The organism is Biomaibacter acetigenes, from assembly GCF_003691585.1.
In the GTDB taxonomy this organism is placed as follows: domain Bacteria; phylum Bacillota; class Thermosediminibacteria; order Thermosediminibacterales; family Tepidanaerobacteraceae; genus Biomaibacter; species Biomaibacter acetigenes.
The window spans coordinates 1,161,025-1,175,517 of the sequence record NZ_CP033169.1 but is presented as its reverse complement, the minus strand read 5'-3'; the positions used below and the strand labels follow the sequence as shown (position 1 = coordinate 1,175,517).

At 42.4% G+C, this 14,493-nt stretch carries 15 protein-coding genes and 1 riboswitch; of the genes, 6 read left to right on the top strand and 9 right to left on the bottom strand.

The window, feature by feature from the left end; genetic code table 11:
• Nucleotides 1–6: 6 nt before the first annotated feature.
• From D2962_RS05655 to D2962_RS05645, 3 genes are read right to left on the bottom strand one after another with little or no spacing between them, the layout of a single operon-like run.
• The gene (locus D2962_RS05655) at nucleotides 7–948 is read right to left on the bottom strand and encodes a gluconeogenesis factor YvcK family protein (protein ID WP_122014421.1); all 942 of its coding nucleotides are present in this window, start codon (nucleotides 946–948) and stop codon (nucleotides 7–9) included.
• A complete protein-coding gene (gene rapZ, locus D2962_RS05650; protein WP_162991288.1) occupies nucleotides 938–1,816 on the bottom strand; it encodes an RNase adapter RapZ in 879 nt (292 codons plus the stop codon). The genes D2962_RS05655 and rapZ overlap by 11 nt, the downstream gene beginning before the upstream one ends.
• Before the next feature lie 13 nt (nucleotides 1,817–1,829).
• Nucleotides 1,830–2,600: a PHP domain-containing protein gene (locus D2962_RS05645; RefSeq protein WP_120767532.1), complete on the bottom strand. Its 771-nt coding sequence runs from the start codon at nucleotides 2,598–2,600 to the stop codon at nucleotides 1,830–1,832.
• Between the two features lie 138 nt (nucleotides 2,601–2,738).
• On the opposite strand from D2962_RS05645, the gene D2962_RS05640 reads away from it, so the two are divergent.
• From D2962_RS05640 to D2962_RS05630, 3 genes are read left to right on the top strand one after another with little or no spacing between them, the layout of a single operon-like run.
• On the top strand, nucleotides 2,739–3,836 hold the full coding sequence (locus D2962_RS05640; protein ID WP_222927696.1) for a mandelate racemase/muconate lactonizing enzyme family protein: 1,098 nt from the start codon (nucleotides 2,739–2,741) through the stop codon (nucleotides 3,834–3,836).
• Nucleotides 3,833–4,549 (top strand): HAD family hydrolase, encoded by a 717-nt coding sequence (locus D2962_RS05635; RefSeq protein ID WP_120767530.1) that lies wholly within the window; start codon nucleotides 3,833–3,835, stop codon nucleotides 4,547–4,549. The genes D2962_RS05640 and D2962_RS05635 overlap by 4 nt, the downstream gene beginning before the upstream one ends.
• A gap of 4 nt (nucleotides 4,550–4,553) precedes the next feature.
• On the top strand, nucleotides 4,554–4,910 hold the full coding sequence (locus D2962_RS05630) for a YlbF/YmcA family competence regulator (protein WP_122014418.1): 357 nt from the start codon (nucleotides 4,554–4,556) through the stop codon (nucleotides 4,908–4,910).
• 156 nt (nucleotides 4,911–5,066) lie between these two features.
• Here D2962_RS05630 and D2962_RS05625 read toward each other — a convergent pair whose 3' ends face one another.
• Both D2962_RS05625 and D2962_RS05620 read right to left on the bottom strand, forming a co-directional pair.
• Nucleotides 5,067–5,336, bottom strand: coding sequence for a YkuS family protein (locus D2962_RS05625; RefSeq protein WP_122014417.1), 270 nt, complete (start codon nucleotides 5,334–5,336; stop codon nucleotides 5,067–5,069).
• 33 nt (nucleotides 5,337–5,369) lie between these two features.
• Nucleotides 5,370–6,374 carry a helix-turn-helix transcriptional regulator gene (locus tag D2962_RS05620; protein ID WP_122014416.1) on the bottom strand — a complete coding sequence of 335 codons (1,005 nt, stop codon included), beginning with the start codon at nucleotides 6,372–6,374 and terminating at the stop codon, nucleotides 5,370–5,372.
• 115 nt (nucleotides 6,375–6,489) lie between these two features.
• On the opposite strand from D2962_RS05620, the gene D2962_RS05615 reads away from it, so the two are divergent.
• Nucleotides 6,490–7,662, top strand: coding sequence for a class I SAM-dependent rRNA methyltransferase (locus D2962_RS05615; RefSeq protein WP_122014415.1), 1,173 nt, complete (start codon nucleotides 6,490–6,492; stop codon nucleotides 7,660–7,662).
• Nucleotides 7,663–7,686: 24 nt separating this feature from the next.
• On the opposite strand, the gene mgtE (D2962_RS05610) is transcribed toward D2962_RS05615, so the two are convergent.
• The 4 genes from mgtE (D2962_RS05610) to D2962_RS05595 all read right to left on the bottom strand — a co-directional run bounded on the left by mgtE (D2962_RS05610) (nucleotide 7,687) and on the right by D2962_RS05595 (nucleotide 12,116).
• Nucleotides 7,687–9,033 carry a magnesium transporter gene (gene mgtE / locus D2962_RS05610; RefSeq protein WP_122014414.1) on the bottom strand — a complete coding sequence of 449 codons (1,347 nt, stop codon included), beginning with the start codon at nucleotides 9,031–9,033 and terminating at the stop codon, nucleotides 7,687–7,689.
• 12 nt (nucleotides 9,034–9,045) lie between these two features.
• Entirely contained in the window at nucleotides 9,046–10,431 is a 1,386-nt protein-coding gene (gene mgtE, locus D2962_RS05605; protein WP_122014413.1) for a magnesium transporter, read from the bottom strand.
• Between the two features lie 173 nt (nucleotides 10,432–10,604).
• A riboswitch (M-box (ykoK) riboswitch) is annotated at nucleotides 10,605–10,774 on the bottom strand.
• 105 nt (nucleotides 10,775–10,879) lie between these two features.
• Complete coding sequence (locus tag D2962_RS05600; RefSeq protein WP_122014412.1) at nucleotides 10,880–11,431, bottom strand: hypothetical protein; 552 nt, start codon at nucleotides 11,429–11,431, stop codon at nucleotides 10,880–10,882.
• A 94-nt stretch (nucleotides 11,432–11,525) separates the two neighbouring features.
• On the bottom strand, nucleotides 11,526–12,116 hold the full coding sequence (locus D2962_RS05595) for a hypothetical protein (protein ID WP_122014411.1): 591 nt from the start codon (nucleotides 12,114–12,116) through the stop codon (nucleotides 11,526–11,528).
• Nucleotides 12,117–12,653: 537 nt separating this feature from the next.
• On the opposite strand from D2962_RS05595, the gene D2962_RS05590 reads away from it, so the two are divergent.
• Both D2962_RS05590 and D2962_RS05585 read left to right on the top strand, forming a co-directional pair.
• A complete protein-coding gene (locus D2962_RS05590) occupies nucleotides 12,654–12,815 on the top strand; it encodes a cyclic lactone autoinducer peptide (protein WP_120767521.1) in 162 nt (53 codons plus the stop codon).
• A 543-nt stretch (nucleotides 12,816–13,358) separates the two neighbouring features.
• A complete protein-coding gene (locus D2962_RS05585) occupies nucleotides 13,359–14,309 on the top strand; it encodes a hypothetical protein (protein ID WP_162991114.1) in 951 nt (316 codons plus the stop codon).
• The last annotated feature ends 184 nt before the right edge of the window (nucleotides 14,310–14,493 follow it).

The window sequence follows — 14,493 nt, the reverse complement described above, 5'->3', positions numbered from 1 at the left end:
TTTCCTTTATCTTTTAATTATTTTCATAATCACTCTTGCCAGTTTCTCAGGGCTATGGCGGACCACATCGGTATAATTTAAAATATCTGCTTCTACAACATTATAACCTATTTTTTTGATTTTTTCACTATCACAAATTACAGGCACAGCTCCATCAGCCCGGTATCTCTCCAGTAATTCCTCAGGTACTTTTCCGGAATTGATAACTACGTATTCTAAAAGGTCATGGCAGGAGTGTTCTATGATCGCCCGGATATGGTCATAAGCGGTGTAACCGGTGGTTTCTCCCGGCTGTGTCATAACATTTACCACATATATTTTTTTTGCACGGGAACCTGAAATACTTTTTGCCATGTCTTTTACGAGCAAATTGGGAATCACGCTGGTATACAGGCTTCCGGGACCCAATATGATAGCATCGGCTTTTTCCACCGCTTCCAGGGCTTCTTCCAGAGGCCTCGCATTTTCCGGTTTTATGCGGATGCGTTTTATTTCACGCCTGGGCTGGGGAATGTTGGATTCCCCGCAGACGGTACTTCCATCATGGTATTCGGCTTCAAGAATAACGTCATCCAGGGTTGAAGGTAATACCCTTCCCCTGACCGCAAGCACCTTGCTGGATTCCTTTATGGCCAGCTCAAAATCCCCCAGCATTTCCGTCATGGCAGCCAGAAATATATTCCCAAAACTGTGCCCTTTAAAAGAGCCTGAGGTAAACCTGTATTGAAATAGATTTTCCATCAGGGGCTCTGTATCGGCCAATGCCAGCAGGCAGTTTCTTATATCGCCCGGAGGAGGAATCTTTAATTCATCCCGGATTATCCCCGAACTTCCACCGTCATCGGCTACGGTTACAATGGCGGTTATGTTGTCGGTGTATTTTTTGAGACCCCTCAGAAGATTTGGAAGACCCGTACCTCCTCCAATACATACAATTCTAGGATTCACTTGCTTCACTCCGATCTTTGTTAACATCTCTATGGTCTACTATTACTTTATGATGGGCAGCTTTAAGTTGCGCCGAAAGTTCGTTGGCAATGGCAATAGACCTGTGTCTTCCGCCCGTGCAGCCTATAGCTATCACCAGTTGAGATTTGCCCTCTTTAATATAATATGGAATAAGGAACTCTACCATGTCGTGCAATTTTTCAAGAAACTGCTTGCTTTCCGGCCATTTCATCACATAATCTCTCACTTCCGGGTCTTCACCCGAAAGCGGACGGAGTTCATCCACATAAAAGGGATTGGGTATGAACCTCACATCAAAAACCAGGTCCGCATCAAGGGGTATGCCCTGTTTGAAGCCGAAGGATACTACATTTATCAGAAGCGGTTCTTCTCTTTTGGGTTCTATAAAATTTCTGACTATCGCCTCCTTCAATTGTGCCGGAGTTTTGTAGGAGGTATCAATTATACAATCTGCTTCTTCTTTTAACTTAGCCATCTTTTTGCGTTCCGAAATTATGCCTTCAACAATGCGGCCTTCCGGAGCTAGCGGGTGGCGGCGGCGGCTTTCTTTAAATCTCTTGATTAAGACCTCGTCGGATGCTTCTAGAAACAGAATTTTGTACGGATACCCGGTATCCCTCATGGTTTTTAAACTTTCAAAAAGACTGTCGAAAAAACCTCCACCTCTTATATCTATGACAAGGGCTATTTTATTTATTCTTTTTCTGCTTTCCCTGCAGAGTTCGGCAAAGGTAGGTATCAAAGCGGGCGGCAGGTTGTCCACGCAAAAATAACCATGGTCTTCAAATACTCTCAGGGCCAGGGTGCGGCCGGCACCTGAAAGCCCTGTTATGATGACAAATTTTATATCCTCCATTTTTTTACCCCCTTTGAGGCGTGGGAAGTGATGATATTTCGGGAATCCATACAGCATTTATAATATCATTTTCATTCAGACCGGCTTTTTTCGCTATCTCGATACCCCTTCTCAAATTCCCTACATCGGCCGGCCGGTGGGCGTCACTGCCTATGGCGAACCTGGCACCATATTTTTTTGCTATTTTAACATATTCTACTGTCATATACCCGTGTCCAGCATTTATTTCCAGTGCCGTGCCTAATTTTACCGCCGCCTGGGCAAGAGCAGCAGTATCTATGGGCAGGTGCAGTCCGGGATGGGTGATGACAGCTATCTTATGATTTTTTATGGCTCTTATCAGGGCAAGGGTGTTTTGCCTTAGAACCTTTTCTTTCAGGGAATCCATGCGCCGCTGTAGCATGTTCTCCACCAGCAGGTGGTAACCATCCCTTAGGCTTTCAGTCCACACCATGGGATGAAGGCCCACCATGGTATAATCCAGTTGGTCCAGTATTTTCTCGGGAATGTCCAGGTCGCCATCGAGGCTGATGATATTAGCCTCACAGCCCAATAATATGCGTATATCCTGGTAAATTCCCTTTAAATATTCAACTTCATCCCTCATCCTGGCAAAGTCGTCAAGGTCGGTGCCTATGCCGATATTGGCCGGGCCGTGTTCCGATATCCCTATGGCTGAAAGCCCCTTTTTTATAGCTACTTCCACATTTTGCTTTATAGTTCCGGTTCCGTGGCTGTATCTGGTATGTGTATGAAAATCAGCCCATAACTTCATATAATTCCTCCTCTACAAATAGTATAATATATATTTTGGACAAAATCTATTTTTTTGATTTCTTATTGTTTCCAAGCAGGAATTGACAGAAAAACCGTAGAATTATTTATGGGTACAATCAACTTAGGGAGTGATATATTGAAAATTACGAAAATAGAAGCGGCAACTATTGAAGTCCCCATGAAAAAGCCTTTCAGGGTAGCATATGGGACAACCTCGGTGGCCAGGAACATCATAGTATATGTCCACGGTGAAAATGGATTAACCGGCATAGGCGGCACCGCAGGCCCCGTGAAGGTGACGGGAGATACCCTCGCATCTGTAAAATATGTAATTGATGAAGTTCTGGCGCCGGCCATTGTCGGATTAGATTCGACCGATATAGAAAAAATAACTGCTGTAATGGACGGTATCATAGTAAAGAACACGGCCGCAAAGGCTGCGGTAGACATGGCTTTATACGACCTCACGGCAAAATCAGCGGGATTGCCTTTGTACAAGTTGCTGGGTGGATACAAAAACACTCTGGAAACCGACTACACCTTAGGAATAGATGAACCGGAAATCATGGCCAGGGAAGCCATGGAACTTAAAGATATGGGGTTTAAAACCCTCAAGGTAAAGGTCGGAGAAGAGCCGGGCAAGGATATCGAACGCATAAAAAAAATTCGGCAGGCCATAGGTAATGATGTAAAAATACGTCTTGATGCCAACCAGGGTTGGAAACCTAAGGAAGCCATCAGGATTATAAAGACTCTAGAAGAGTATGATATTGAGCTGGTGGAACAGCCGGTGCCTTACTGGGATATAGACGGCCTTGCAAAAGTGACTAGAAGCGTGGATGTCCCCATCATGGCCGACGAGGCATGCCACACCCTTCAAGATGCCCTGATGCTAATTAAAAAGGAGGCGGTGGACCTTATCAATATAAAACTCCCCAAATGCGGAGGGATTTTTAAGGCATTACAGATAGCCCACATAGCAGCCAGTGCCGGCATGGAATGCATGGTAGGTTGCATGGTGGAGACCCGGGCCAGCATACTTCCTGCTGTACACCTGGCCTGCGGAGTAAAGAATATAACAAGGGCCGATCTGGATTCAGCCATGTATTTGAAACAAGACCCGGTAATAGGCGGCGCTACCGTGGAAAATGCCATGTTCAATTTAAGCGATGAGCCCGGTACCGGAGTCAAAACGGTAAATATTTATGGTAATAACCCGGAGGTATCAAGATGATAAATACACTTCTTTTTGACCTGGACGGAACATTGCTTCCCGTTGACACCGATGAATTTATAGGTAGTTACCTAAAACTTCTTTCCTCAAAACTTATAAAATGGATAGAACCTCGTGATTTTATTGAAAAACTTATGTCTTCCACATATGTCATGATGCACGATCTCGATCCTTCAAAGACCAATAAAGATGTGTTCTGGGAGGACTTTTTCCCAAAAATGCCCTTTGATAAAAAGGAAGAATTATTTCTGATTTTTGATGAGTTTTATGAAAAGGATTTCCCCACCCTTTCGAGCATTGTAAAGAAAAACCCCGTACCCGCTCAGGTTTTAGAAACAGCCCTTAAAAAGGGTTATGATCTTGTGATAGCCACAAGCCCTATTTTCCCAGAAAGTGCCATATACGAGCGGCTCAGGTGGATAGATGCACTGGATTTTCCATACAAACTCGTGACCACTTATGAAAACATGCATTTTTCCAAACCCCATGTGGAATATTACGGTGAAATTCTTGAAAGGATTCAAAAAAAGCCAGATGAATGCATGATGATAGGCAATGATGTGGAGGAAGACCTGGCAGCCGGCTTGCTTGGGATGAAGACATATCTTGTGATTGACCATATGCTCAACAGGAAAAACCTTGACATAAAATGTGACTATACCGGATCATTAAATGACCTTCTTGATTTTGTAAAAAATATGAAGGAGGTATAGACTTATGAATGTATATGACCTGGCCCATGAACTGGCCAGGGCTTTAAGCCAGTGTCCCGAATACCGTGAATTCAGCAGGGCAAAGGAGGAACTGGAAAAGGACCCCCAGGCAAAAAATATGCTAAAAGATTTAAGAACAAAGCAGCTGGAAGTGGAAGCCTTAAGACTTTCGGGAAAACCCGTGGATGAAGCCGTAAAAAATCTGGAAAACCTCTACAACATAGTAAGCTATAATTCTTTATTGAGGCAATATATGGAGGCCGAAGCCCGTTTTGCTGTTTTAATGGCAGACATTCAGGGCATAATTGCAAAGGCCATAGGATTGGATTTTAACCTGGATGAACCAAATAAGGAAGAATAACAAAAAAAATCAGCAAGCCTTTATCGGGGCTTGCTTAAAATTTAATTTAATAAGGAGGTAGAAAGCGGTTTGAAATTCAGTGGATGGTTATATATTAGCACGGTTTTATTAAGATAATGTTAAAAATATATTAACTTATTGTTAAAAAAGTAACTTTTATGGTTCATTTAATTCTTTTTCATAAACTTTAAGCTTATCTCTCAAGGTATTTATCACCCTGGCCGCATCATCATCGGAAGCGGCTATCACCGGCTCATCGGCAATGGTATTTTTAATCCTTACCAGGTCTTTGTTGCTCTGATCGATAACATAAGCATCTACGTCTCGGAAATCCGCATAAGTCAATTCCACCGTCTGGTAACCCTTTTGCCGAAGAGCATCCCGTATGCCATGAAGAGAATCATCAACCGCAATCAAAAAGCTCATATCAAACTCGCCTCCTGAGATTATTGAAAGCCATCAATTTTTATTATCCTCTTTTTCGGCAGTTTTATGCCGCTTTCCGGTGGAGGTATAATGTTTTAACATTTTTTTGATCTCCGAAGATATTTCTTCCCTTAAACTCTGAGGTTTTAATACTTCAGCCTGACTTCCATAGCCCAGGATCCATCTCTTTATTTCCATAAGTCCGCTCACTTTAGCCGAAAATATTATAGTGCCATCCTTTTCCTCAATAATCTTCTGGGTGGGCAGCCACTCCATTTCCTTTACCAGTCTTGAAGCCGGCGGGAAAAAGCGCACCACTACATCTGCTTCTTCTCCCCGGGTTATCTGCCATGAATTTTTAAGATAATCCCTCAGCGAAAAACCTTTTTTTATCTTAAATGGTATTCCGGTTTCATCAATCGATTTTATCCGGTCAACCCTGAATATTTTGACTTCTTTGCGCCAGTGACAGAAGGCGATAAGGTACCATGCACCGTTTTTATAAATCAAATGGTAAGGATCTAACGTCCTTCGCTTTACCTCATCCCTGCTCAGTGTATAATATTCGACATCAATACTCTTTTTTTCTGAAATACATTTTTCAATTATATAAAAAAGGTTTTCCCACAGCCTGGTTTTTAATGATTCAATCTCATAGGATATGGAGGAAATTTTATCCGATGATATGTTTATCTCTTCTTTTGCCAGGGTATTTTTTAATTTTGAGAGGGCAGTTTTAAAATCCTTTTCAAACATAAAGCCATTTTTCTTTACGAGTATTTCACCGGCGAAGAACAATACGGCGATTTCCTCCGGTGTAAGTTTAGGAGCTTTAAAGTAAAAATCTTTGGGTATATAAAAACCACCGTATCTGCCGGATTTAGCTTCAATGGGTATATTGGCAGTCCTCAAAGATTCTATGTCCCTGTAAACCGTTTTCAGATCTGTTTCCAGCATATCTGCCAGTTCCTGGGCTTTCACAAGACTGCGGGCTTGAAGATACATGACAATATCCATCATCCGGGAAAACTTGCTCATAAATCGGCGCTCCTTTCACTGTTTAAAAATTCGCTAAAAAATGTCAAATTCCTGCAAAAAGTTTGAGAAAAAATGGTATAATAATAGGGCAAAAATTTTTCCCGGGGGTTAATGCATGGCAAAAGTATTTTTAACAAAAAACCGTTCTAAAAGGATTGAACAAGGACATCCGTGGGTATTTAAAACAGAAATTGAAACAATAGAAGGCGGATTTAATCCCGGCGATATTGTTGATGTGCTGAATTTCAAAGGAAAATTTCTAGGTAGGGGCTACATAAATCCAAGGTCTCAGATTGCTGTGAGATTTTTGACCTATAACAGGGACGAAATTATTGACCGGAATTTTTTTAAGAAAAGGATTCTGGATGCCTTAAAATACCGGGAAAACCTGGGATTTTCCGGAAGTTTCAGGGTTGTATACGGCGAATCGGATTTGCTTCCTGCCCTTATAGTGGACAAGTTTGAAGACATTCTCGTCATTCAGACACTGTCCCTGGGTATTGACCGGTTTAAATCCACCATAGTGGATGTGTTGAGGGAAATTTTCAATCCCAGAGGAATTTATGAGAGAAATGACGTACCAGTGCGGGATCTGGAAGGACTACCCCAGCAAAAAGGGTATTTATACGGTGAGTTTGATCCCATTGTTGTTATCGAGGAAAATGGTTTGAATTTCTATGTAGATGTAGAAAAAGGCCAGAAGACAGGCTATTTTTTCGATCAAAAGGAAAACCGCCGCGCCATCGCACCGCTGGTAAAAGATGCCGATGTGCTCGAATGCTTTTGTTATACGGGATCCTTTGCCCTTTGCGCAGCTCATTTCGGTGCAAGAAAAGTGCTGGCTTATGACGCTTCCAATGAAGCCGTGGAATTTGCGAGAAAAAATGCCGAAATCAACAACCTGTCTCAAATATGCCATTTTTCCGAGGGCAATGCCTTCGATGTACTGCGTCAGTTCTATGATGAAGGGCGGAAGTTTGATGCGGTCATTCTGGACCCGCCTGCCTTTGCCAAAAACAAGTACGCCCTGGAAAATGCGGTGAGGGGATACAAGGAAATTAACCTGAGAGGCCTGAAATTGCTAAAACCCGGGGGGTATCTCATCACATCTTCATGCTCCCATCATGTAAGCGAAGCCCTCTTCCGGGAGATTATCGAATCGGCCGCCTTCGATGCCAGGTTAAAACTGAGACTTGTGGAAAGCCGAACCCAGGCCAAAGACCACCCTATACTGGTGCCTGCGGAGGAAACCAGGTATTTGAAATTTCTCATGCTTCAGGTGCTATAAAAAAGCTCCCGGCGGGAGCTTTTTTTATGCCTTTAAAATCCATGTGGCGGCGGTGAAATATATAAAAAGACCAATTATATCAAGTGCCGTGGTGACAAAAGGGCCGGCAGCTACTGCGGGGTCATGCCCCATCCGATGCCACAAAAACGGCATAAGCGTGCCAAGGATGGCTGCCAGTGTAAGGTTAAACGCCATGGCGATCCCCACCGCAATACCTAAAACGATTTCTCCCTGCCAGATATATGCTATGAGGGCAATAAGGGTTCCATTTATAGCTCCAAGGATTATGCCCACCACTGCTTCCCGCAGTACATTTTTGCCGAGGGAAGCAGGATTAATCTCACCTGTGGCAAGGCCACGGACCACAATGGCCGCCGACTGGGTTCCTACATTGCCCCCCATATCCATGAGCACTGGGATGAAAAAAGATAGGGCTACCAGAGCCTTGATAGTATAGGAAAAATTATTGATGACGCTGCCGGATATGATTTCTCCCATCACTGCCACCATGATCCATGGAAGCCTCCTTTTAGCCCTCATCCACGGGGAGCTGGCCTGGGTATCAAGTTTTTCATCGGAACCTGCCAGTTTTAACATGTCCTCGGTGGTCTCTTCCTCCATAACATCCATTACATCATCTACAGTAACGATTCCCAGCAGCACATCATTGTCGTCCACCACCGGAAGCGCCAGGAAACCGTATTTTTTCATGAGTTTTGCCACATCTTCCTGGTCCATGGAAGCCTTCACTTTTTTTACTTCCGTGGACATAAATTCCCCTATGGGTGTCTGGGCCGGCGCCAGTATCAAGTCCCTTAAAGAAACCACACCTACCAGCCTGTGCATGGAATCCACGGCATACACATAGTATACGGTTTCGGCATCCGGAGCAAGTTCGGAAAGCCTGTTTAACGCTTCCTCGGATTTCAAATCCACGGAAAATGCTATATATTCGGTAGTCATCAGACCGCCGGCGGTATTTTCATCATAGGAAAGGAGTCCCCTTACATCACTTTGTTCTCTGGTTTCCAGCAGGGACAATACAATATTCTTTTTTTCTTCAGGCAATTCCCCCAGAAAATCCGCCAGGTCGTCCGCTGACATCTCATTTAATAACTGAACGGCATAGCGGGGGTTGACATTTGTCAATATAAAAAACTTTTTTTCAGAACCAAGTTCAGCCAGCACCTCCAATGCCACATCAAAATCTATAACCTTAAAAAGTTCTATGCTCTCATGGTGTGACAGTTCTTCAAGAACTTCTGCAAGGTCTACGGGATGCTGGTCCTGAATTATGGTTCTTAGGCTTTTTAGCGCTTTTTTTGATATGAGTTCCTTGACTTTTTTTATGTCTATGGTCACCTGTCTCATGTTTTCCCCCTCCTAGATGCCGGGTCCAAAGCCGGGGCCTAATTTACCGGAAAACCGGGATAGAAATGCCATGGAAAAGGTAAAGTATATAACAAGAGTGCACACATCCACCACTGTGGTTATGAAAGGCCCTGAAGCTACTGCAGGGTCTATTTTCAAAAAATTGAACAACATCGGTATCAATATGCCTATAAAGGCGGAAAACATCAAGGCAATACCCATGGAAATACCCACGGACATGCTGAGATGTATGTTTTTCTGCCATATAAATGCCACAACAGCGAGCACCAGACCGCAAATTATTCCCACATTGAGCCCTGCCAGGGTTTCTTCCTTTATAAATGCAGTCAAATTTTTTGTGTTCAATTCCCCGGTGGCAATACCTCTGACGGCCAGTGCCAGAGATTGGGTCCCCACATTGCCTCCGGTGGCCATAAGCACCGGTATGAAGAAAGCTACAGCTACCACCGACTGCAATATACCGGAATACACATCTATGACCATACCTGATAGAAGATCTCCCAGAAGGCAAACCACGAGCCAAAAAATCCTTTTTTTAGAGGCTCCCCAGATGCTGGAAGTGAGCACCACATCTTCCTCCGGGGAAATACCCGCCATTTTATGAATATCCTCCGTATCCTCCGCTTCCATTACATCCAGAGCATCATCTACAGTAACAATACCCAGAAGGCGGTTTTGTTTATCCACCACTGGAACGGCCAGCAGCGAATATTTTGATATGGTTTTGGCCACTTCCTCCTGGTCAAGGCCCACATCTACAGAAACCACTTTTTTGTGCATGATGTCACAGATTTTTTTATGCCTCGGGGCACTTATAAGCTCCCTGAGGGAAAGCACTCCCATGAGATGTTTTGCTTCATCCACCACATATAAATAGTAAATGGTCTCCGCATCCTGCCCGAACTGCCTGACAACATCTATGGCATCACTTACAGTAATGTCTGAAAAAAGGTAAACAAAATCCGTGGTCATAAGGCCGCCGGCAGTATCCTCAGCCATTTTTAACAGGGTTTTTAATTCATCATAGTAAGAGCCGGGCAACCTTGAAAGCAGCTTTTCCACTTGCCTGTTTGGCATCTCCTGGAATAAGTCGATTATTTCATCCACCGACATGTTCTCCAGGATTTTAACTATTTCAGCCTCGGTCATATCTTCTATAAGCGTCAGCCTCTCGGATGGCTCCAGTTCTTCCAAAACCTCTGCGGCTTTTTCAGTATCCAGCAGCCGCAAAAAAATCTTTTTATTGACATTTTTGATTTCACCCAGCATCTCGGCTATATCCGCCGGATGAAGCTTAGCCAGTATGGTTTTTATCTCCTCGTTTTTCTTGTGGACCAAAAGATGCTTTAAAAGAAGAATATCCTTTTTGGGCAGCATTTTTATCCCTCCTTTTTTGGAGGGCTATCTTACCTGAGGCGGTAAGATAAACCTCTTCCGTTTTATTATTATATATTTTTTGTATTTACTACCTGGGTCCGGGTCCATCTTATCGCCCCCTTTTAATGCGTTTTAAAAATTAAAAAGCCCCTCCTGAAAGGAAAGGGCATAAAAATTTGTCCCCTCGTCACCGGTTTTAGCACTGGGCGACTTTGGAAACCTTGTTTCCAGCCACATTAGATTTGACCTTAATCCGGCCAAGTCTGTTAACCCATTGGTGTCTCTCGACATTTCCGGGCAGTGGCCTGTATTCGCACAGGAGCCTCACCTAACAGGAAGAAATGACATTTTTTTCTTTTATCAATTCTATTTTAATACCATTAAAAAATATGTCAAGAAAAAAATGAGAGGTATGTCTTCTGACAAACCTCTCATTTACCGACGGTTATTACTGAAAGTACCGAGAAGTAGCCTCCTGGGCTCTTTGTGCTATCTGGGCCTGTTGCTGAGCCTGCTGCCCCGCCTGTTGAGCCTGCTGCTGGGTATTTTGAACCTGATTCTGGGTATTTTGAATCTGATTCTGCGTATTCTGGATTTGCTGCATGAACTGCTGCATAGGATTTTGCTGGTTTAACTGTTGAAGCTGTTTTGCAGACTGGTCTAACAACTGGTTCATCTGGTAAAACACCTGGTTTGCTTGAATGCTCTGCTGGGCTTGAGTCAGGGCATTAATGGCCTGCTGGATAGCCTGGCTTACCTGGGTATCTGTTTGCTGTTGCTGGGTTTGAGCCTGACTTTTTAACTGGTTCAACAACTGCTGGAATTGCTGTGGAGCTTGCGTCATTTGAGTTTGAGTACCTCCTTGTGCCGGCTGTCCGGCTCCCACCATGCTCGCATAGTAGGTACCGGTGCTACCGAGTCTATTGTTTAGTTCCTGTGAAACTTCAGCATCCACTTTTTTCTCCAGTAAATACTCGCTTAGGTCTTTTCTGCGTGCCAAATTAGCACCCCCCAAAAAAAATCAACTTCCTGTAATTAATATTCCCTTTAACAAGTAGTTTAATATATGAAATTTTTTCATATGGGGGGCTTTTTTAGTGCACCATATTATCTAAGGACTTGTTTAATTCATAGAACACCTTTCTTTGCTGAAGACCTTGCTGAGCTGCATTTAATGCGTTGATGGCCTGCTGCAATGCCTCTTGCAAATTCTGAACAGCAGGATTTACCGAAGTAGTTAAATCGTTCCGGACCGAAGTTGGAATATTGTTCATACCGGCTTTTAATTGGTTTTCCAGATTTTTATAATTTATAGCAAATTGCCGGGAGGCAGTATTGAACTCATCTATATACCGGGAAAGCTCTTGAGAAAATTGAGTTAAATTATTATTTATTTTTTTGACACCTTCCAGAAGGGCCATGCGCTTTTGAGAAATCTGTTCCTGCCTTAATTTGGTATTGGAACCGTCTACCCACCTTGCGAGCACGCTTCTGTTTTGTTCGATATCCATTTCAATCTGTTTTAATGTGTTATCAATATCATTTTTAAAGGTAAGTAAATTATCCTGTATATTTTTAACCAGATTGGACACATTTGTAAAATTTGTCTGGCTCTGTTTAAAAAAATTTTCTAGACTGGTATTCTGCTCAGAGAAGGCATTGGGAATAGCCTTTAGATTGTCCAAAAAAGACACCTCCATTTTTGAATTTCCGAGATATATTATTGCCATTCTTAATTGTTTTTCTGCATGATTTTTACGCTTCCATATATTTCTAAAAATCAATTTCGTAGTTACAATGCTGGTTTTTAGATAATGCTTCAAAAGTTGATGGTTAGTTTTATTGGTGGGATTTCATTGAATAGTAGCTAGAAAGGATGTGGACGAAGAAACAATACCACAATTGCTAGAGAACATGATACTTTTCGCTTAATAATATAAGATGGGAAAAAGGCAAAGAAGAAATTATTGAATTAAAAGCTGCCGATTAGCCTGGAAAGGAAAAAAGAAGTAAACCCTTTTCTGGCGGCAGTGATAATCTTCTGTTAAGGCCTATTACAGGATATGAAGATAATAACCTTCACCATTCAACCCCCAAAATACGCCAGTTAGGGTGCAAAATACGCCAGTTGCGGTACACCGGCAGGAAATATAAGACGAACAGAGAATACATAAAGTAAAAAATAGCCAAAATATACAAAATTATAGAAGGAGGGGAGAGCCATGATAGAATTAAAAAGAAAAATTATAATAATCGGTGTATGTTTATTCACACTTATCAGTGCGGCCACTACTGCTAAGCCTTTGTGCATAAGATGGTTTTATCAGCCCGAAGTCCCGGAAATACTGAAAGGGCCAATTAAAAAGAAGAAAGGTGTTGTATAACCTTTCTTCAAAAAGAAAAGTAACCAGAGAGATTATATGTGGGGATAGTAACTTTGTCAAGCAATAAAAATTATTAAAATGAGTTATGGTGATGGAAATAGCGAAAGATATTCTACCTCGTACAAGACAGATGTCTACTTTCATCGTTATAATTTAACCGGTAGGCCTTCAGGATATAAATGGTATCCAAAGCTTACTGTATCAAATGGAAACACTGATTATGATTCTGTGGTAGTCGAACTAGATTAATGCAACGTTAGTTTTAACTTGTAGTATATAAAGCAAAACTTACTCCAAGTGGGATTTTATTAATCTGAAACTTAATATGAGCTAATCCAGGAGCATAGTGCCACTTATCTTCCGCCAAAAGAAGCGGGAGATAAGTGGCGTTCAATCGATAAAGACTTCCGGTCAAAGAATAAAATCACCAATGTTTTAAGGTGTGGTAGAATGTTAGCATATATATACAGGACCCTGGTGCATTACAGGATTCAAGCGGCAAGCCTGCTGTTAGGCCTTTTCGCCATACATATGGGCACTTGCATGGGGTTATTTTCATTAGAGCAAACCAGGGTCAGTGTAACACAAGATATCGCTCAATATTCAAGGGATGTTTACGATATTCTGGTCAAGCCGAATGAAACCGGCCAAAATACTATTAGAGCAGATGATCGGGATTATATGGAACCGAATTATGTATGCAAAAATTATGATGGAGACAGCGGAATCTCTATTGAAACCTGGAGAGAAATACAATCAATTCCCGGGGTGGAATTAGCTGCTCCCATCGCCGCCCTGGGGTTTTTTACAAACAGTATTGACAGTGTCCAGATAAAACGCCCCGCAGGCCAGAGTCTTCGGCTGGGCTTGGATTTTTTTACCAGTGACGGATATAAAGAATATAAAATTGGCGAAAGTACAATTGTATCTATTGCATCATTACCTAATTTAAAAGTACCGGAAGTGGCCATTTCATCAATAGATACTAACAACGGTTTTTCAATGAGGAGTAATTCCGAAAGATTATTTTTATACTTCGAATTACCTCATATATATAATTTTCTTGTAGCCATCGACCCGGAAAGTGAAGCAAAACTTGTGGGCTTAAGTGATGCTCTGCAAAAGGGCCGATATTTATCGCCAGGCCCTGTGCCTGTTGAAAAAATAAGTTTTGGAGCAAAGATCACTACAAATGCTTATCAGATCCCTCTTCTTATAAATGAACTAACCCCAATCCCGCTCAGTGTAAAAATCACTGAGGAAAAGTTAGATTTGCCACCGGACTTGATAGATTCCATCCGTCTTTTGAGAACTCAAAAAACGGAGAAAGATTTACTTTTAAAAAAGAATATTGATGAAAGATTGCTGCAGTTGCCGGCAACAACCAAAGCAACGAAAGAGATCGAGCTTACTAAATATCTTAGAGCCTTTCAAACTACCGGGATAGAGATCGACCCTCAATGGATTATTTCTACAACCAGCCAGGGATTATAGCGCATTGCTCCGGCAACGGAGTTTTACACCACCCGGGGAATCCACTATAAAGCTGCACAAGATAATTCTTTAATATTTTACCCTGAGCCGACGTGTACACGTGACGGCCAGGTACAATTTCATGACCTTCAAGCGAAGGGGAAATCCGCTGTTGATCTGGCAACTGAGGGCAAACCCGTATTTC

What these genes read in the sequence shown, in the direction of transcription:
- D2962_RS05645 (WP_120767532.1), bottom strand. Translation starts at nt 2,600, where the DNA reads ATGAAGTTATGGGCTGATTTTCATACACATACCAGATACAGCCACGGA.
- D2962_RS05635 (WP_120767530.1), top strand. Translation starts at nt 3,833, where the DNA reads ATGATAAATACACTTCTTTTTGACCTGGACGGAACATTGCTTCCCGTT.
- D2962_RS05630 (WP_122014418.1), top strand. Translation starts at nt 4,554, where the DNA reads ATGAATGTATATGACCTGGCCCATGAACTGGCCAGGGCTTTAAGCCAG.
- D2962_RS05625 (WP_122014417.1), bottom strand. Translation starts at nt 5,336, where the DNA reads ATGAGCTTTTTGATTGCGGTTGATGATTCTCTTCATGGCATACGGGAT.
- D2962_RS05620 (WP_122014416.1), bottom strand. Translation starts at nt 6,374, where the DNA reads ATGAGCAAGTTTTCCCGGATGATGGATATTGTCATGTATCTTCAAGCC.
- D2962_RS05615 (WP_122014415.1), top strand. Translation starts at nt 6,490, where the DNA reads ATGGCAAAAGTATTTTTAACAAAAAACCGTTCTAAAAGGATTGAACAA.
- mgtE (WP_122014414.1), bottom strand. Translation starts at nt 9,033, where the DNA reads ATGAGACAGGTGACCATAGACATAAAAAAAGTCAAGGAACTCATATCA.
- mgtE (WP_122014413.1), bottom strand. Translation starts at nt 10,431, where the DNA reads ATGCTGCCCAAAAAGGATATTCTTCTTTTAAAGCATCTTTTGGTCCAC.
- D2962_RS05590 (WP_120767521.1), top strand. Translation starts at nt 12,654, where the DNA reads ATGATAGAATTAAAAAGAAAAATTATAATAATCGGTGTATGTTTATTC.
- D2962_RS05585 (WP_162991114.1), top strand. Translation starts at nt 13,359, where the DNA reads ATGGGGTTATTTTCATTAGAGCAAACCAGGGTCAGTGTAACACAAGAT.